This is a genomic window from Microbacterium sp. M, from assembly GCF_045181065.1.
In the GTDB taxonomy this organism is placed as follows: domain Bacteria; phylum Actinomycetota; class Actinomycetes; order Actinomycetales; family Microbacteriaceae; genus Microbacterium.
On the sequence record NZ_CP173721.1, the window covers coordinates 2,357,883 to 2,375,179 of the forward strand.

Here is a 17,297-nt window from a genome sequence, read left to right on the forward strand (position 1 = left end):
GCTGCGACGCAGTCTCAGTTCGCGTGCGACTGGATGCCATGCCTTAGACTCGATCCAAACCCGTGCCCGACCGGTACCGAAGGAGCTGCCGTGGTCCAGTTCGATGTTCCCGCAATCGTCCCCGCCGACCCAAATGCCAACATCGCCGACCTGCTCGTCGAGAGGGTGAAGGCGACCCCCCACCTCGCTCTGTTCTCGGTGCCCCAGGGCGACGGCTGGCGCGATATCACCGCCGCCGACTTCCAGACGGCGGTGGTCGCCTTGGCCAAGGGCTTCATCGCAGCCGGTGTCCAGCCGGGCGACAAGGTCGGCTTCATCGCGCGCACGACGTACGAGTGGACGCTCGTCGACTTCGCGCTGTTCTACGCCGGAGCCGTCATGGTGCCGGTGTACGAGACCAGCTCCCCCGCCCAGATCCAGTGGATTCTGGAGGACTCGGGCGCGACGGGGCTCATCGTGGAATCTCTGGACCACTTCCAGCGCTTCGACGAGGTGCGCGGCGACCTGCCTCTCGTGCGCGACGTCTGGCAGCTGCACCTCGACGCCATCGACGCCCTCACCGCGCAAGGCGCATTGATCGAGGATGCCGAGGTCGAACGCCGTCGTCAGATCGCCGTCGGCAGCGACATCGCGACCCTGATCTACACCTCCGGCTCCACCGGCCGCCCGAAGGGATGCGTGCTGACGCACAGCAACTTCGTCGAGCTGTCGCGCAACTCGTACGTGTCGCTGAATTCCGTACTGTCGATGCCTGGTGCATCCACGGTTCTGTTCATCACCACGGCGCACGTGTTCGCCCGCTTCATCTCGATCCTCAACATCCATGCCGGCGTCCGCACCGGACACCAGCCGGACACGAAGCAGCTGCTGCAGGCGCTCGGATCGTTCAAGCCGACGTTCCTGCTCGCCGTCCCGCGCGTGTTCGAGAAGGTCTACAACTCCGCGGAGCAGAAGGCCGAGGCCGGCGGCAAGGGGAAGATCTTCCACGCGGCAGCCGCCGCCGCGATCGAGCACTCCCGCCTCCTGGAGGAGGGACGCAAGATCCCGTTCGGCCTGAAGATCAAGTTCGCGCTGTTCGACAAGCTCGTCTACTCGAAGCTTCGCACGGCGATGGGCGGCAACATCGCGTACGCGATCTCGGGCTCCGCTCCCCTCGGCGCCCGCCTCGGGCACTTCTTCCACAGCCTCGGCGTCGTGATCCTGGAGGGCTACGGCCTGACCGAGACCACGGCACCGGCGACCGTGAACCAGGGCGACAAGTCCAAGATCGGCACGGTCGGCCCCGCGCTCCCGGGCGTCAGCGTCCGTCTCGCCGACGACGGCGAGATCGAGGTCAAGGGCATCAACGTCTTCAAGGAGTACTGGAACAATCCCGAGGCGACCGCTGCGGCCTTCGACGACGGATGGTTCCGCACCGGCGACATCGGGTCCTTCGACAGCGACGGTTTCCTCACGATCACCGGGCGCAAGAAGGAGATCATCGTCACCGCCGGCGGGAAGAACGTCGCACCCGCCGCGCTGGAGGATCCGATCCGTGCGAATCCTGTCGTCGGTCAGGTCGTGGTCGTCGGAGACCAGAAGCCGTTCATCTCGGCACTCATCACTCTCGATCCCGAGATGCTGCCCACCTGGCTCGCGAACAACGGTCTCGATGGTTCCATGTCGCTTGCCGAGGCATCCCGCAACGCGGCAGTGCGCGAAGAGGTGCAGCGTGCCGTCGACGTCGCCAACAGCAACGTCTCCCGTGCCGAGTCGATCCGCAAGTTCACGATCCTCGAATCCGAATGGACCGAGGCATCCGGACATCTGACGCCCAAGATGTCGATCAAGCGGAACGTGATCCTGACGGACTTCGCCGACGAGATCTCCGCGATCTACGACGAGCCGGTGCAGACCACGAACGTCGCTCTCGGGGGCTGATGCTCCTTCGCTCGTCGCTCAACGAGCGAAGGTCGCGATCAGAACCAGGAACTCTCGCGGACCTCGCGCATCGCGACCTTGCGGGTCTCCGGAGCGAGCCGCGACAGATACACCTTGCCGTCGAGGTGATCGGTCTCGTGCTGCAGCGCCTGAGCGAGCAGCCCTTCGCCCTCCAGGACGACCGGGTTGCCGTCGAGGTCGATGCCCTCGACGCGCGCCCACGGGTGCCGCAGCGCGTCGTGCCAGAGCCCTGGCACCGACAGGCAGCCTTCCCCGGTGGGAACCGGCTCGCCCCGGACCTCGACGAGCACGGGGTTGAGCACGTAGCCGATGTCGCCGTCGATGTTGTAGCTGAACGCGCGCAGTGCGACGCCGATCTGATTCGCCGCGACCCCGGCACGGCCGGGAAGCTCGACCGTGTCGACCAGATCCGCCACCAGCGATCGGATGCCGTCATCGATGTCCTCGATCGGCGCGGACACCGTGCGCAGCACGGGGTCGCCGAACAGACGGATCTCCCGTACCGCCATCAGGCGGCGCTCGCCCGCAGGCCCTCGACGAGCAATGCGGCCAGCTCTCTGGCCGCCTGTCGCGTCTCGGGCAGCAACGATGTGAAGACGATGGGTCCGCCACCGGCGATCTGCGGGTCGTACGGCATCCGCACGACGTGACGGGCACGCGTGGCGAAGTGCGCTTCCAGCTCGTTCAACCGCACCAGCGGGCTTCCTGGAGTGGACTGGTTGAGCACGATGATCGCGTCCCGCGCCTGAGCGGAGTAGCCGTTCGTCTCGAGCCAGGTCAGCGTCTCGGACGCGAGGCGCGCCTCGTCGACGCTCAGACCGGACACGATCACCAGCTGGTCGGCGAGTTCGAGCGTCGCGCCCATGACGGAATGCACGATGCCCGTGCCGGTGTCGGTGAGCACCAGCGAGTAGTAGTGCGCCGCGACGTCGGCGACATCGCGGTAGTCGGCGTCGCCGAAGGCATCCGCGATGCGCGGGTCCGTGTCGGATGCGAGGACGTCGAGCCGAGTGGTGTCGCGCGCGACGATCGCGGAGATGTCGTGATAGCCGCGCACCTCGTCGTGGATGCGCACGAGGTCGCGCACGGACTTGCTGTGCGAGCCGACGATGCGCTCCGCGAGCGTACCGCGATCAGGGTTGGCGTCCACCGCGATCACGCGGTCGTCCCTGGCATCGGCGAGGGCCATGCCGAGAAGCGCGGTGATGGTGGTCTTGCCGACCCCGCCCTTGCGCGAGAGGACGGGCACGAAGCGCGCACCACCGCTCATAGGAGCCGCGATCCTGGTCGACAGCGCCTTGCGCGCCTTGGCCTTCTTGCCGTCGCCGATGTTGATGCGACGCCCGGATACGGTGTACAGGAAGTGGCTCCACGCGCCCTCGGGCTCCGGCTTGGTGACCTGGTGCGGATCGAGCAGCCGATCGGCCGTCAGCAGGTCGGCCGACTCGCGCGTGGCCTGTCCGAGCTGGTCGCCGAGCCGCTTCGAGGTCAGTTCGATGTCTGCCCTGGCCGGTGCCGCCGCCGTGCGCGGCGCGAGCGAGGCCTCAGAGGACGTCACTCGGGGTTCCTTCTCCGTGCTCACTGTCTCGTCCTCTTCCTCAACGGGATCGGATGCTTCGCCTGCCGCTGCGCGTTCGACCGTGGCCACCCAGGCCGAACTCGAACGCGCGACGGCCGTCGCCGGCGCGGCCGGCGCGGTGTGCTCTGATGCGGAAGTCTGCGGCGCTGCGGACGCAGCGGGCTCCGTCGGCTTCGAAAGCGCAGACGCGGCGTCTGCCGCGGCCTCGCGGGCGAGGGGTTTCGGCTTGCTCTTCGTCTTGGTCTGCTTGGGTTGCTTCGCGGGCTTGGCCGGCGCGGCAGGCGCGCTCTCGGCGACCACCTCCGGTGCCACGACCTCGGACTCCGGCTGCTCGTCCGCTGCCGGGGCGGGCTCGCTCGACGACGCGGAAGGCTCCGGTTCGAGTTCGGGCTCCGATTCCGGCTCCGGCTCCGATTCCGATTCCGGCTCCACCGGCTGTTCGGCGTCCTGCTCGATGACGAGGTCATCGGCATTCATGGCCGCCTCGGCGTCGTGCACCGCGATCCGGTCGGCGAGCTCGTCCTGGTCGAGAACGACCTCGGCGGTCACCGCGTCCTCAGCGTCCTTGACGGTCGCCTGCGGCAGTTCTTCGGCCGGAAGCTCGATCACGATGTCGAAACCGCCGTCGTTGATGCGACCGATGACGTCGGCCGCCGTCGCCGGCTCGAGTTCGGGCGCCGGGTCGAGGATCAACTCGGAGGCGACCTCGCCATCCACGACGGCGTCGTCGTCGAGGAGGTCGTCGTCGTCGCCCATCGGGATCGTCAGATTCACCTGGGCGGTGCCGCCGAGGATGCCGATGCCGGCCGTATCCAGGGATGCGGCGTCGTCCAGCACCCCGAGCGAATCATCGTCATCGGGTCGATCGGTGTTCTTCGCGGTCATGTCTCACTCCCAGTCGTGCAGCATGCACGCCCGGTCAAGGTTACTGGGCGGGGCGGATGACGACCAAAAGGTCACCGGCGTCCACCTGCGCCGTCTCGGCGATCGCGAGCCGATCCACCACGCCGTCGACGGGCGCCGTGATCGCGGCTTCCATCTTCATCGCCTCGATCGACGCGACAGGCTCGCCGGCTCTGACCGACGCGCCGACCTCGGTCTTCAGCGTCACGACGCCCGAGAACGGAGCCGCCACCTGACCGGGCTTGGAGGTATCGGCCTTCTCGACCTCGTGGACTTCGACGGCGATCGCGCGATCGCGCACGAAGACGGGGCGCAGCTGGCCGTTCAGCGTGGTCATGACGGTTCTCATGCCGCGCTCGTCGGCGTCGCCGATCGCCTCGAGTCCGACGTACAGCTGCACTCCGCGATCGATCTCGACGAGGTGCTCCTGCCCCTGAACGAGCCCGAACAGATAGTCGCTGGTGTCGAGCACCGAGAGGTCGCCGAACAAATCTCGCTTCTGTGCGAACTCGCGCGTCGGCGCAGGGAACAGCAGCCGGTTCAGACGGGCACGGCGCTGCGTGCTGGACCCGGCGAGTTCCTGTTCGTCCTCCGTCGTGATCTCGGCGAGGGCCGGACGCACCGTGCGCCCCGCGAGCACCTTGGTGCGGAACGGCTCCGGCCAGCCGCCGGGCAGGTCGCCGAGCTCACCGGCCATGAAGCCGACCACCGAGTCCGGGACGTCGTACTTCTCCGGGTTGGCCTCGAAGTCCGCCGGATCCGCCTTGACGGCTGCGAGGTGCAGAGCCAGATCGCCGACCACCTTCGAGGAGGGCGTGACCTTCGGGACACGCCCGAGGATGCGGTCGGCGGCGGCGTACATGTCCTCGATGAGTTCGAAGTCGTCGGCGAGGCCGAGGGCCTTGGCCTGCTGGCGCAGGTTCGAGAGCTGACCGCCGGGGATCTCGTGGTGGTACACGCGTCCTGTCGGCCCCGGAAGACCGGACTCGAACGGCGCATACGTCTTGCGCACCGCTTCCCAATAGGGCTCGAGATCGCTGACGCCGCCGAGATCGATGCCGCTGTCGCGCTCGGTGTGCGCGAGTGCGGCGACGAGCGATGAGAGCGACGGCTGGCTGGTCGTGCCCGACAGCGGTGCGGATGCCGCATCCACGGCATCCACGCCGGCGGCGCTGGCGGCGAGGAGCGTCGCGAGCTGGCCACCGGGAGTGTCATGCGTGTGCAGGTGCACGGGCAGGTCGAAGCGCTCGCGCAGCGCCGAGACGAGGGTCGCGGCGGCGGCGGGCCGCAGGAGTCCCGCCATGTCCTTGATGGCGAGGATGTGCGCACCGGAATCGACGATCTGCTCGGCCAGGCGCAGGAAGTAGTCCAGCGTGTAAAGATCCTCGGCAGGGTTCAGCAGGTCCCCCGTATAGCAGAGGGCGACCTCGGCCACCGCTGTGCTGGTCGCCCGGACCGCGTCGATCGCAGGGCGCATCTGAGAGACGTCGTTGAGCGCATCGAAGATGCGGAAGATGTCGACGCCGCTGGTCGCCGCCTCCTGCACGAACGCATCCGTCACGGCCGTCGGGTACGGCGTGTATCCGACCGTGTTGCGACCTCTCAGCAGCATCTGGATCGCGACGTTCGGCAAGGCGGTGCGCAGCTTGTCCAGGCGCTCCCAGGGGTCCTCTCCGAGGAACCGCAGCGCGACGTCGTATGTCGCCCCTCCCCAGGCCTCGACGGAGAGCAGATCCGGTGTGAGCCGGGCCAGGTAGGGCGCCGCGGCGACGAGGTCGCGGGTGCGCACGCGCGTCGCGAGCAGCGACTGGTGCGCGTCCCGGAAGGTCGTGTCGGTGATCGCCAGCGCCTTCTGCTGACGCAGCGCGGTGGCGAACGCATCCGGTCCGAGCTCCTGCAGGCGCTGGCGCGAACCCGGAGCCGGCGTCGTGGACAGGTCAAGGGTGGGCAGCTTCGTACGCGGGTCCGCCGTACCGGGGTGCAAGCCGTGGGGCTTGTTGACCGTGACGTCCACGAGCCAGTTGAGGATCTTGGTGCCGCGGTCCTTCGAGACCCGGCCCTTCAGCAGCTCGGGGCGCTCGTCGATGAAGGAGGTGCTGACGTCCCCGGCGATGAACGCCTCGTCCTCCAGCAGCGCCTGCAGGAACGGGATGTTCGTCGAGACTCCGCGGATGCGGAACTCCGCCAGTGCACGGCGCGCACGGGCGACCGCCGCCGGGAAGTCGCGTCCGCGGCAGGTCAGCTTGGACAGCATGGAATCGAAGTGCGGACTGATCTGCGCGCCCTGGTGCACCGTGCCGCCGTCAAGTCGGATGCCTGCGCCGCCTGGCGAGCGGTACGTGGTGATCTTGCCGGTGTCCGGCCGGAAGCCCTGCGTCGGGTCCTCGGTCGTGATGCGGCACTGCAGTGCGGCGCCGCGCAGATGGATGCGCCCCTGGACCAGGCCGAGCTCTGCCAGTGTCTGCCCGGCGGCGATCCGCATCTGGGTCTGCACGAGGTCGACGTCTGTGACCTCTTCCGTCACGGTGTGCTCGACCTGGATGCGCGGGTTCATCTCGATGAAGACGACATCGCCGGCGCGCTCGCCCGCGGTCTCGAGGAGGAACTCGACGGTGCCGGCGTTCTCGTAGCCGATCGAGCGGGCGAAAGCGGTCGCATAGGCGTGCAGGTCTCGGCGAATGCTGTCGTCCAGGTTCGGCGCCGGAGCGATCTCGACGACCTTCTGGTGCCGGCGCTGCACCGAGCAGTCCCGCTCGAACAGGTGAACGGTCTCGCCCGTCTTGTCGGCGAGGATCTGGACCTCGATGTGCCGCGGACGCACCACGGCCTGCTCCAGGAACATCCGCGCGTCGCCGAAGGCGCTGGCCGCCTCGCGCATGGCCTCGGCCAGAGCCGGTGCCAGTTCGGCCTCGCGCTCGACGCGGCGCATGCCGCGTCCGCCGCCGCCTGCGACGGCCTTGGCGAAGAGCGGGAATCCGATGTCATCCGCCTGCGCGAGGAGCGTGTCGACGTCATCGGATGCCTCGGTGGAGCGCAGCACCGGAACGCCGGCCTCGAGGGCATGGCGCTTCGCCTCGACCTTGTTGCCCGCCATCTCGAGCACACCTGCGGGTGGCCCGATGAAGACGATGCCGTTCGCGGCCGCCTTCTCCGCCAGCTCCGGGTTCTCGGAGAGGAACCCGTAGCCGGGGTAGATCGCGTCTGCGCCCGATTCGAGCGCGACGCGGATGATCTCGTCCACATCCAGATAGGCGCGGACGGGATGCCCTCGTTCGCCGATCACGTACGCTTCATCGGCCTTCAGCCGATGCATGGATCCGCGGTCTTCATGAGGGAAGACGGCGACCGTCCTCGCCCCGACCTCGAACGCCGCGCGGAAGGCACGGATCGCGATCTCGCCGCGATTGGCCACAAGGATCTTCTGGAACATGCACACCTCTGGTTGCTCGATGCGTGCGCGGATCCGCACGCAAGGGCGGGGCTGAGTGTCTCCCCAGACTAGGGCAAGGTAACGTGGAGTCCGTGCACGTACTCAGCGTCAGCTCTCTCAAGGGAGGCGTCGGCAAGACGACCGTGACCCTCGGCTTGGCCTCAGCGGCCTTCGCCCGTGGCGTCCGGACCCTCGTCGTCGACCTCGACCCGCAGTCCGATGTCTCCACGGGGATGGACATTCAGGTCGCCGGGCGGCTCAACGTCGCCGACGTCCTGGCGAACCCCAAGGAGAAGATCGTGCGTCAGGCGATCACCTCCAGCGGGTGGGCGAAAGTTCACCCCGGCACGATCGACGTGCTCATCGGAAGCCCGTCCGCCATCAACTTCGACGGCCCTCACCCCAGCGTCCGGGACGTGTGGAAGATGGAAGAGGCCCTCGCCTCGGTCGAGGCCGACTACGACCTCGTCCTGATCGACTGCGCGCCATCGCTGAACGCCCTCACACGCACCGCGTGGGCGGCGAGCGACCGCGTGATGGTCGTCACCGAACCCGGACTGTTCTCCGTGGCCGCCGCCGACCGCGCCCTCCGCGCGATCGAGGAGATCCGGCGCGGTCTCTCCCCGCGCCTGCAGCCGCTGGGCATCGTCGTGAACCGCGTGCGGCCCCAGTCGATCGAGCACCAGTTCCGGATCAAGGAGCTGCGCGACATGTTCGGTCCGCTCGTCCTCTCGCCGCAGCTGCCGGAACGGACGTCGCTCCAGCAGGCACAGGGCGCTGCGAAGCCGCTGCACATCTGGCCTGGGGACTCCGCTCAGGAGCTCGCCGCCGACTTCGACCTGCTGCTGGACCGCATCATCCGCACCGGTCGCATCGCCCTCTCGGAGACGGGCCCGAAGGCCTGATGCCGAGACCTCCTCGCAATTGCGAAACCCCGTCGTATCAACGCAGATACGACGGGGTTTCGCAGTTCACGAGAGGTCTCGCGGCAAGAAGTCCGTTTACGCGGAGCGCTTCGCGCGGCGGGTCGCCAGTTCGTCGACGGGATCGGGGGCGGTCGGGTCGAACTCGACCAGCGTGGACTCGACCTCACGCAGGACCTTGCCCACGGCGATGCCGAACACGCCCTGTCCGCGGCTGACCAGGTCGATGACCTCGTCGTTCGACGTGCACAGGTACACCGACGCGCCGTCGCTCATCAGCGTGGTACCTGCCAGATCGCGGATACCGGCAGCGCGCAGCTGATCGACGGCGGTGCGGATCTGCTGCAGCGAGATGCCGGTGTCCAGAAGACGCTTCACGAGCTTGAGCACCAGGATGTCGCGGAAACCGTACAGCCGCTGAGAACCGGAGCCGCTGGCACCGCGTACGGTCGGGACGACGAGTTCGGTGCGTGCCCAGTAGTCCAGCTGACGGTATGTGATGCCGGCGGCGCGAGCGGCGACCGCGCCGCGGTAGCCCACCTCGTCATCCATCGCCGGAAGACCGTCCGTGAAGAGGAGTTCGCTCACGAACCGCGGGTCGCCTGTCAGCTCGTCCGCATTCATTTGAAATCCTCCCTGGAGCGCTTACCTCCACGCTAGAGCAGTGCCCCGTGCCCGGCAATGACATCCCGGCCGAGCCGAAGGTGTGTCGCAACCAGTTCGTTACGAAAGGAAACGGCTGAGCGCGTCCTTCATGAAAAGCGCGCGCACTTCATCGATCTGCGAGGCCAGTTCCGGCCCCAATTCGTTCGCCTTGCCCCGCGATGTCGCATCCGTCCGACGCAGCAGCGCCGACATCGCCGACTCGATCAGCGCGACGTCGCGTTCGGCGCTCTGACGCACCGAGCGCAGGTGCCGCGGCTCGATGCCGTGCCGGTCCAGAGCCACCAGGCCGCGCAGCAGCGTGACGACGTGCTCCGAATACGACTCGCCGGCGGCGATGATGCCGGTGCTGATCGCATCGTTGAGCAGCTGCGGGGCCGCACCGGCCGCGGACAGCAGTTCATCACGGCGGTAGCGGCGTGCGGTCGGCGCGATCGACGGCGGCGGCGTCAGCGCACCGGACAGGTCGCCGTGGGCCTCTGCCTCATCGAGCTGCTCGCGGATCACGTTGAGCGGCAGGTAGTGGTCGCGCTGCAGCGTCAGAGCAAGCCTGAGCCGCTCGACGTCACCCGTGGAGAACTTGCGGTAACCGGAGTCCGTTCGCGCGGGCGTCACGATGCCGCGCACTTCGAGGAAGCGCAGCTTGCTGGCCGACACATCGGGGAACTCGGGGGTGAGTCTCGCCAGCACCTGACCGATGCTCAGAAGACCCGGAGACGCAGTGCGTTCCCGGGTGGAGCCGGCAGGGGGCATCAGTCGTTCGCCGCCGCGAGGTCGACGGGCGATGCGAAGAAGTTCAGCCGGAACTTGCCGACGCGCACCTCGTAGCCGTTGGCGAGGACGGCGCGGTCAGCCCGCTCGCCGTTCACGTAGGTGCCATTGAGGGAACGCTGATCGATGATCTCGAACGTCGTGCCGTTGCGCGTGATCTCGGCGTGCCGACGGGAGACCGTGACGTCGTCGAAAAAGATGTCCGCCTCGGGGTGGCGGCCGACTGTCGTGACGTCGGTGTCGAGCAGGTAACGGGCGCCGGCCAGCGCGCCGGAGCGCACCAGCAGGAGCGCGGACCCGGACGGCAGCGCCGAGATGGCGGTCTGCTCTGCCTCACTCAGCTCCACGCCGAACGGCACAAAGGACAGGTCGGAGTCATGTCCGAATGTCTGCGTCACATCATGCTTCTGCTCCCCATCACGATGGATCGCGGCATTTCCGATGTGTCGGCTCTCGCTGTCTGTCACGGTGCCCTCCCTAGACATCCCAGCCTAACTGATCGAATGGTCGCGGCGGGAGGGCGAATCCGCTCTCGGACGATGCCTAGCTGTCGCCCATAGGCTGGAGGCGTGCGCGCCCATGCTCTGAGACTCCCGTTCCTGCCCATCGCCATCGCCGCGGCTCTGCTCGCATCGCTGCTCATACTGCTTCCCACGACTCCTGCATCAGCGCACGACGAGCTCGTGTCGTCGGACCCTGCGGCCGGGTCGACGGTGCCGACGCTGCCCGAGGAGATGACGCTGACGTTCAGCGCGGCGCTCTTCGATGCTCCGGATGCAACTGCGGTGATCGTGACCGACGCCGAAGGCCGCTCCGTGACCGATGGCGCACCGGAGATCGATGGCGCTGTCGTGATTCAGAAACTGGACACGGATGCCGCGATAGCCGGCGAGTACACCGTGATCTGGCAGGTCGTCTCCAGCGACGGCCACACGATCGGCGACGGGCAGGACTTCACGTTCAGCGTTGCCTCGGCGGCAACGCCGCCGAGGCAACCCACCACCGCCCCAGCGACCGAGTCAACGGCCCCGGCCGACACTCCCGCGACTTCGGAGCCCGAGTCGACCCAAGTACCCGACGCGACCGATTCCTCACCGGCATCCGCCTGGATCTGGGCGCTGTCGATCCTCGGCATCCTCGTCATCGTCGCCGCCATGGTCTGGTTCTGGCTCCACGGAAGGCGGACCCCGCCCGACGCCGATTCCGACGCACCCGCAGAGGGATAGGCTGGAGCCATGCCACATTACGATGTCGTCATCCTCGGCGCGGGCCCTGGCGGATACGTCGCCGCCGTCCGCAGCGCTCAACTCGGACTGTCCACTGCGATCATCGAGGAGAAGTACTGGGGCGGTGTGTGCCTGAACGTGGGCTGCATCCCCTCCAAGTCACTCCTGAAGAACGCGGAGATCGCCCACACGTTCACCCACAAGGCCGAGTTCTTCGGCATCACGGGTGACGTGCACTTCGACTTCGGTGCGGCATTCGACCGCAGCCGCAAGGTGGCGGATACCCATGTCAAGGGCATCCACTTCCTGATGAAGAAGAACAAGGTGACCGAGTACGACGGACGCGGAACCTTCACCGGTCCGAAGGCGATCTCGGTCGCGAAGTCCGACGGAACGACCGAAGAGGTCACGTACGACAACGCGATCATCGCCACGGGATCGACCGTTCGACTGCTCCCCGGCGTGCAGCTCAGCGAGAACGTCGTCACGTACGAGGAGCAGATCCTCTCGCGCGAGCTGCCCGAGTCGATCGTCATCGTCGGCGCCGGTGCCATCGGCATGGAGTTCGCCTATGTGCTGTCGAACTACGGCGTCAAGGTCACCATCGTCGAGTTCCTCGACCGGGCCCTGCCCAACGAGGACGTCGAGGTCTCCAAGGAGATCACCAAGCAGTACAAGAAGTACGGCATCGACATCCTCACTTCCACCAAGGTCGAGACGATCGTCGACAACGGCTCCTCGGTCACAGTGACCTACACGGGTCAGGACGGCCAGCAGACCTCGATCGAGACCGGCAAGGTCCTCATGTCGGTCGGCTTCGCGGCGAACGTGAACGGCTACGGCCTGGAGAACACGGGTGTCGCACTGACCGAGCGCGGCGCGATCGACATCGACGACCACATGCGCACCAATGTCGAGGGCATCTACGCGATCGGCGACGTCACCGCCAAGCTCCAGCTCGCGCACGTCGCCGAGGCTCAGGGCGTCGTCGCGGCCGAGACCATCGCTGGCGCAGAGACTCAGACCCTGGGCGACTACCGGATGATGCCGCGTGCGACGTTCTGCCAGCCGCAGGTCGCCAGCTTCGGACTCACCGAGGAGCAGGCGCGCGCCGAGGGTCGCGAGATCAAGGTCGCGAAGTTCCCGTTCAGCGCGAACGGCAAGGCGAACGGACTCGGCGAGCCGATCGGCTTCGTCAAGCTGATCGCGGATGCCGAGCACCTCGAGCTCCTCGGCGGTCACCTGATCGGCCCCGACGTCTCGGAGCTGCTCCCCGAGCTGACGCTCGCGCAGAAGTGGGATCTGACCGCCCTCGAGGCGGCACGCAACGTGCACACGCACCCGACGCTGTCGGAGGCGCTGCAGGAGGCGTTCCACGGCCTCTCGGGGCACATGATCAACCTCTGAGCGGACTTCTCACGACGGCCCGGCCCGCCCTTGCGGCGGCCGGGCCGTGGTCGTTCACAGCCCGCTCATCGTCATCGTGCCGAGCAGCCGTCGCCCTGTGCCGCCGCGAGCGAGGATACGGACGGCCGCATCGCGCGCCGACCGCGCGGCCGCCGGCATGGGCGCGCCCATCGCCATGTTGAACCGCGCGCGCCGCTGAGCGACCGCGGCGGCCCGCAGCGACACCCGCTCGTACGCGCTGAGCGCGGCATCCCGATCTGATCGCTCCGTCAGCGCGACGGCCAGGCGACAGGCGGCGATCCAGGCGAGGTTCATGCCCTGTCCCCCGATCGGGCTGATCTCGTGCGCGGCGTCGCCGAGCAGGACGATCTGGCCGTGCACGAGCCTGGCGGCCCGATGCTGCCCGGCACGGAACCGCTGCGGTTCGGCATCCCCCGGATCGCCGATGTCGAGACCGGTGCGCGCGAGCACCGTCTGTGCGAAGGACGTCGTCGTGCGCAGCGCGCGCGCCCGCTCACGGGTCACCCAGCGCCGCCCTCGCCCGGGGAGGGGGAAGGATTCGACCACACCGTCCGGTTCGAGGTGCAGCCGAGCCCGGTCGTCCGGTGGCGCGTCGACGACGTCCAGCATCGTGTAATCCGCGGAGCCGGGGATCCGATGCCACGGCACGCGCAGCTTGTCCCGGATGCCGCTGTGCACGCCGTCCGCCACGACCACCGCCCGCGCTGAGATCTCGTCCTCACGACCGTCCCTGCCCACGAGCACCCTCGCCGTGGCGCCCGCGGGGACCACATCGCGCACCCGCATCCCGGTGCGCACGGCATCCGGAGCCAGCTCTGCGAGCCGCTCCCCCAGCAGCGCATGCGTGCGCGCCTGCGGAACGGTGAGGACCTCGTGTCCGGGCTCGAAGTCGAGTTCGGCGAGCATCCGACCACGAGAGGTCACCGTTCCCCCGGAGAGCACGCGCGCTTCCGCACGGAACGCGTCATCGATCCCCGCGGTGCGCAGCGCGGCGAGCCCTGGCGGATGGATCCCGATCGCGCGCGATCGGTCGTCGCGACCCGCTCCCTTCTCGAACACGATCACGCTCACGCTGCTCTGCGCGAGCAGGCACGCCAGCAGGAGCCCCGATGGCCCGGCACCGACGATCACGACATCGCAGTCAGCCACGCTCGCCCCTCCGGATCAGCAGTGCGCGGCACGGCGTCGTCGACTCCGCCGCCCACCCCGGAGGCGCGAGCTCGGCGAGCTCTGCGACGGTGTACGAGCGGCGGATGCTGGTCAGCCCGTCCGCACGGATGAACGATCCCGAGAGCAGGGTCGATTGGAACGGTCGTGTCAGCGCGTCGAACAGGGCGTACGCGCGCGGGCTGCGGGCGATGTCCACGTGCACCGCGACCCCGGCCGGATCCAGCAGCGCCTCGGTCTCGCGCAGCAGCTCCGGCACGCTGTCGAGATGATGCAGCAGATGGTTAGACACCACGACGTCGAAGCGCTCTCCGGCGGCCACGAGCTCGCCTGTCGTGCCGGTGCGGTACTCGACTTCGGCCGGACCGCCCTGCCGCTCGGCCCACGCCGTCGCACGAGAATCGGCATCGAGCGCCGTGACGACGACCCTCGACGCGTCCCGTCGCGCCCACCGTGCGAGCCGGCGCGTGACGTCGCCACCCCCGGAGCCGATGTCCAGGATCCGCACATCGCCGGCCAGCACCCTCGGCCTGATCCGCCGCCGGTAGATGCGGCGCCAGCCGCCGACCACGGGGTTGACCAGGCGGAATCGCTCGTACGTGCGCTCCAACGCCACCCGATCGGCGTCGGCGGCATCCATGAGCTCGCGCGCCGCGGTGTCGCGCCTGCTCAGGTCAGGCACCGTCCCCCGCCCCGCCGAGCACGGTCATGACGCCGCCTTCCATCGTCAGCCCAGGACCGAAGGCCATCGCGATGAGACGCTCCCCCGTCTTCGACGCCCCGTCGAGCAGGATGCGGCGGATGACGAACAGGACGGTCGCGCTGGACATGTTGCCGCACGTGCGCAGCACCTCTCGCGCGGCATCCAACTGCGCATCCGCGAGTCCGACCTTGTGCTGCACGCGGTCGAGGATGTCCCGGCCGCCGGGGTGCACCGCCCAGTGGGTGACCGTGCCGGCCAGATCGTCGCAGTCGCGCGCGTAGGTCAACTCCTCATCAGCCGCGCACAGCGCCCCGAGCGCGTCGTCGATGTTCGCCTCGATCACCTTCGGCACCGCCGTGGACAGGATCATCTCGAAGCCGTGATCGCCGATCGTCCACGCCATGTGCTCCACGGAGTCCGGTGCGATCGCCGTCGCGAACGAATCCAGCTCGGCACCGGGGACGCCAGGAGCCGGCGGTCGCCCCGTCACGAGCACGCCGGCCGCGCCGTCAGCGAAGAGCGAGGATGCGATGATCGTGTCCGGATCGCTCGAGGATCGCAGGTGCAGCGTGCACAGTTCGGCGCTGACCACGAGGACGACGGCCTCGGCATCCGCGTGGCAGAACTGCGCCGCGGCGCGCAGCGCCGGGATCGACGCGTAGCAGCCCATGAATCCGAAGTGGTACCGCTCGACGCCGGGGCGCAGCCCCAGCTCGGTGACGATCGCGAAGTCGGGACCCGGCGCGTGGAATCCCGTGCAGGACACCGTGATGACGTGCGTGATCTCCTCAGGGGCGATGTCGTCCGAAGCCGCCAGCGCCTGCCGAGCCGCCTCGACGAACATCGGCGTCGCGGTGCGGACGTACAGCTCGTTGCGCACCGAGGTCCCCGGGGAGAGGAGCAGATTCGAGGAGCGGTCGTAGAACGTCGCGTCACCCGCGAACTCGGTGCCCAGCTCGGTGATCGCGGTGTAGCGGGTGTCGATCCCCGAGCCGCCGAAGGAGGCGTTCACGATGCGGACGGCCCTGCGGTCGATGTCCGGCTGGGAGGCGAAGACCTCGCGCACTTCATCCTGATGCAGCGGAGTCGGCGGGAGAACGGTCTGCGGCACTCGGAGGTAGGCGCTCATGACCACACGCTGGCACGTCGGCCCGCCGAGCACCAGGGGCTTGTCAGCCACCGCCGGCGCGACTATCGGTTCGGATCAGAATCCGAGTGCGCGCGCGAGCTTGGATCCGGATGCCGCGTGCCGGCCGCCCGCGGCGAAGATCGTCCGTTCCGCCGCCGCGAACAGTCGCTCGCGTTCGGCGGGGTCGGCCGGAGCGGCCGGACCCAGTTCGAACTCCCACTCGCGCCACCGACGCTCGGTGCCCTGACGGAGATCCGTCGCGCGGACGCGGTCGTCGACGAACTCCGCCACGACGCCGCCCTGTCCCATGAGCAGGTAGGCGGTGCGGTCGTTCTCGATCCGGGCGAGCGGCGTCAGAGGTTCGGTCGTCCAGCGGGCGAGCGTTTCGGCCACGGCATCCGGCACTTCGAGGTCGTCGCCGAGCGGCCAGCCGATCTCCAGGCGTCCATCGCCGTCACGCGGACCCTTGATGTGCCAGCCGGCATCCGGTCCACCCGTACGGCGGCGCAGGGCGACGCCGGAGCGGGAGAGCGCGACGTCCGCCGTGTCGAGGTAGCGGGCGTCGAGAACGCGCAGCTCACCGGGAGTGACCGCGTCGACGCCGGGTATGCCCTCCCACTGCGGCAGGGGCGTGTCGGTGTCGACGTCGTACTTGCGCTCGACTTCGATGGTGCGCGACGGCTCGGATCCGTTCGGGGCCTCAGCCATCCGACCGGGCCTCAGTCATCCGACGGGTTGAGGTCCTCGAGGGACTCCTCATACCAGTAGTCGACCTCGGTCGGACCATCGCTGCCGCCGGTGTTCTGCGGCTCGCCGCGGCGATTGTAGACCACCTGCGTCTCGGCGTAGGGGACGATCAGCTTGTCATCGGCGTCCGCGTCGAGCGGAAGGAGCTGCCCGTCCAGCGGGCCGCCGTGGAGTCGTGCGAGTGCCATGACTTCACCCTAGACCTCCGCGTCACCCCACGGCGATGCCCACGACCGCTCCGACGATCATCCACGGGCCGAACGCGATGCGCGTGCTCCGGTGCGCTCGCCGCAGGGCCATCAGTCCGAGCGCGTAGACCGCTCCGAGGACGAAGGCCGCTGCCGCACCGACGATCAGCGCCTGCCAGCCGTGCCATGCCAGGACGAGACCGATCACGGCCGCCAGCTTCACATCGCCGCCGCCGACCCCGCCGCCGGCGAGGTTCAGCACGGCGTAGAAGCCGCCGAGGATCACCAGCCCTGCCAGTGCCCGGACGAGGGCTGATGCGTCACCGGCGGCGAGCGCCTCGATGCCGACCAGCACGAGGAGACAGGCGCCGACGGGCAGGACGATCCGGTTCGGCAGACGGTGCGTCCGCGCGTCGATGATGATCAACCGGAGGCCGATGCCGATCAGCACGGCATGCACGACGATGACGATCGCGGCGTGGAGGACCTCTGGCATCCC

Annotated in this window: 16 protein-coding genes; 4 read left to right on the plus strand and 12 right to left on the minus strand. The window is 68.5% G+C overall.

The window, feature by feature from the left end:
• Window positions 1–90: 90 nt before the first annotated feature.
• Entirely contained in the window at window positions 91–1,920 is a 1,830-nt protein-coding gene (locus ACI7YT_RS11470; protein WP_406245659.1) for an AMP-dependent synthetase/ligase, read from the plus strand.
• Window positions 1,921–1,958: 38 nt separating this feature from the next.
• Here ACI7YT_RS11470 and ACI7YT_RS11475 read toward each other — a convergent pair whose 3' ends face one another.
• The 3 genes from ACI7YT_RS11475 to ACI7YT_RS11485 are packed head-to-tail and all read right to left on the minus strand — an operon-like array spanning window position 1,959 to window position 7,853.
• Window positions 1,959–2,450 (minus strand): peptide deformylase, encoded by a 492-nt coding sequence (locus tag ACI7YT_RS11475; RefSeq protein WP_406245660.1) that lies wholly within the window; start codon window positions 2,448–2,450, stop codon window positions 1,959–1,961.
• A complete protein-coding gene (locus tag ACI7YT_RS11480; RefSeq protein ID WP_406245661.1) occupies window positions 2,450–4,405 on the minus strand; it encodes a MinD/ParA family protein in 1,956 nt (651 codons plus the stop codon). The genes ACI7YT_RS11475 and ACI7YT_RS11480 overlap by 1 nt, the downstream gene beginning before the upstream one ends.
• A gap of 40 nt (window positions 4,406–4,445) precedes the next feature.
• Entirely contained in the window at window positions 4,446–7,853 is a 3,408-nt protein-coding gene (locus tag ACI7YT_RS11485; protein ID WP_406245662.1) for a pyruvate carboxylase, read from the minus strand.
• A 92-nt stretch (window positions 7,854–7,945) separates the two neighbouring features.
• Here ACI7YT_RS11485 and ACI7YT_RS11490 point away from each other — a divergent pair, with 92 nt between their 5' ends.
• Complete coding sequence (locus ACI7YT_RS11490) at window positions 7,946–8,758, plus strand: ParA family protein (protein ID WP_406245663.1); 813 nt, start codon at window positions 7,946–7,948, stop codon at window positions 8,756–8,758.
• Window positions 8,759–8,854: 96 nt separating this feature from the next.
• On the opposite strand, the gene ACI7YT_RS11495 is transcribed toward ACI7YT_RS11490, so the two are convergent.
• From ACI7YT_RS11495 to ACI7YT_RS11505, 3 genes are all read right to left on the minus strand, one after another.
• Window positions 8,855–9,400: a MerR family transcriptional regulator gene (locus ACI7YT_RS11495; RefSeq protein WP_406245664.1), complete on the minus strand. Its 546-nt coding sequence runs from the start codon at window positions 9,398–9,400 to the stop codon at window positions 8,855–8,857.
• 99 nt (window positions 9,401–9,499) lie between these two features.
• Window positions 9,500–10,192, minus strand: coding sequence for a MerR family transcriptional regulator (locus tag ACI7YT_RS11500; protein WP_406245665.1), 693 nt, complete (start codon window positions 10,190–10,192; stop codon window positions 9,500–9,502).
• Complete coding sequence (locus tag ACI7YT_RS11505) at window positions 10,192–10,677, minus strand: FHA domain-containing protein (protein WP_406245666.1); 486 nt, start codon at window positions 10,675–10,677, stop codon at window positions 10,192–10,194. The genes ACI7YT_RS11500 and ACI7YT_RS11505 overlap by 1 nt, the downstream gene beginning before the upstream one ends.
• A 102-nt stretch (window positions 10,678–10,779) precedes the next feature.
• Between ACI7YT_RS11505 and ACI7YT_RS11510 the strand changes: the two genes are divergently transcribed.
• Both ACI7YT_RS11510 and lpdA read left to right on the plus strand, forming a co-directional pair.
• Window positions 10,780–11,436 carry a copper resistance protein CopC gene (locus tag ACI7YT_RS11510; protein ID WP_406245667.1) on the plus strand — a complete coding sequence of 219 codons (657 nt, stop codon included), beginning with the start codon at window positions 10,780–10,782 and terminating at the stop codon, window positions 11,434–11,436.
• Between the two features lie 9 nt (window positions 11,437–11,445).
• Window positions 11,446–12,843: a dihydrolipoyl dehydrogenase gene (gene lpdA, locus ACI7YT_RS11515; RefSeq protein ID WP_406245668.1), complete on the plus strand. Its 1,398-nt coding sequence runs from the start codon at window positions 11,446–11,448 to the stop codon at window positions 12,841–12,843.
• 54 nt (window positions 12,844–12,897) lie between these two features.
• On the opposite strand, the gene ACI7YT_RS11520 is transcribed toward lpdA, so the two are convergent.
• The 6 genes from ACI7YT_RS11520 to ACI7YT_RS11545 are packed head-to-tail and all read right to left on the minus strand — an operon-like array spanning window position 12,898 to window position 17,294.
• On the minus strand, window positions 12,898–14,013 hold the full coding sequence (locus ACI7YT_RS11520; protein WP_406245669.1) for an FAD-dependent oxidoreductase: 1,116 nt from the start codon (window positions 14,011–14,013) through the stop codon (window positions 12,898–12,900).
• Complete coding sequence (locus tag ACI7YT_RS11525; RefSeq protein WP_406245670.1) at window positions 14,006–14,713, minus strand: methyltransferase domain-containing protein; 708 nt, start codon at window positions 14,711–14,713, stop codon at window positions 14,006–14,008. Before ACI7YT_RS11525 ends, ACI7YT_RS11520 begins: the two co-directional genes overlap by 8 nt.
• Complete coding sequence (locus ACI7YT_RS11530) at window positions 14,706–15,914, minus strand: type III polyketide synthase (protein ID WP_406245671.1); 1,209 nt, start codon at window positions 15,912–15,914, stop codon at window positions 14,706–14,708. Before ACI7YT_RS11530 ends, ACI7YT_RS11525 begins: the two co-directional genes overlap by 8 nt.
• Window positions 15,915–15,938: 24 nt before the next feature.
• The gene (locus ACI7YT_RS11535) at window positions 15,939–16,571 is read right to left on the minus strand and encodes a CYTH domain-containing protein (RefSeq protein ID WP_406245672.1); all 633 of its coding nucleotides are present in this window, start codon (window positions 16,569–16,571) and stop codon (window positions 15,939–15,941) included.
• A gap of 11 nt (window positions 16,572–16,582) precedes the next feature.
• The gene (locus tag ACI7YT_RS11540) at window positions 16,583–16,798 is read right to left on the minus strand and encodes a response regulator (protein WP_406245673.1); all 216 of its coding nucleotides are present in this window, start codon (window positions 16,796–16,798) and stop codon (window positions 16,583–16,585) included.
• A 22-nt stretch (window positions 16,799–16,820) separates the two neighbouring features.
• The gene (locus ACI7YT_RS11545) at window positions 16,821–17,294 is read right to left on the minus strand and encodes a prepilin peptidase (protein WP_406245674.1); all 474 of its coding nucleotides are present in this window, start codon (window positions 17,292–17,294) and stop codon (window positions 16,821–16,823) included.
• Window positions 17,295–17,297 lie beyond the last annotated feature (3 nt).

Coding starts and splice junctions, on each gene's coding strand:
- ACI7YT_RS11475 (WP_406245660.1), bottom strand. CDS start 2,450: ATGGCGGTACGGGAGATCCGTCTGTTCGGCGACCCCGTGCTGCGCACG.
- ACI7YT_RS11480 (WP_406245661.1), bottom strand. CDS start 4,405: ATGACCGCGAAGAACACCGATCGACCCGATGACGATGATTCGCTCGGG.
- ACI7YT_RS11485 (WP_406245662.1), bottom strand. CDS start 7,853: ATGTTCCAGAAGATCCTTGTGGCCAATCGCGGCGAGATCGCGATCCGT.
- ACI7YT_RS11495 (WP_406245664.1), bottom strand. CDS start 9,400: ATGAATGCGGACGAGCTGACAGGCGACCCGCGGTTCGTGAGCGAACTC.
- ACI7YT_RS11500 (WP_406245665.1), bottom strand. CDS start 10,192: ATGCCCCCTGCCGGCTCCACCCGGGAACGCACTGCGTCTCCGGGTCTT.
- lpdA (WP_406245668.1), top strand. CDS start 11,446: ATGCCACATTACGATGTCGTCATCCTCGGCGCGGGCCCTGGCGGATAC.
- ACI7YT_RS11535 (WP_406245672.1), bottom strand. CDS start 16,571: ATGGCTGAGGCCCCGAACGGATCCGAGCCGTCGCGCACCATCGAAGTC.
- ACI7YT_RS11540 (WP_406245673.1), bottom strand. CDS start 16,798: ATGGCACTCGCACGACTCCACGGCGGCCCGCTGGACGGGCAGCTCCTT.
- ACI7YT_RS11545 (WP_406245674.1), bottom strand. CDS start 17,294: ATGCCAGAGGTCCTCCACGCCGCGATCGTCATCGTCGTGCATGCCGTG.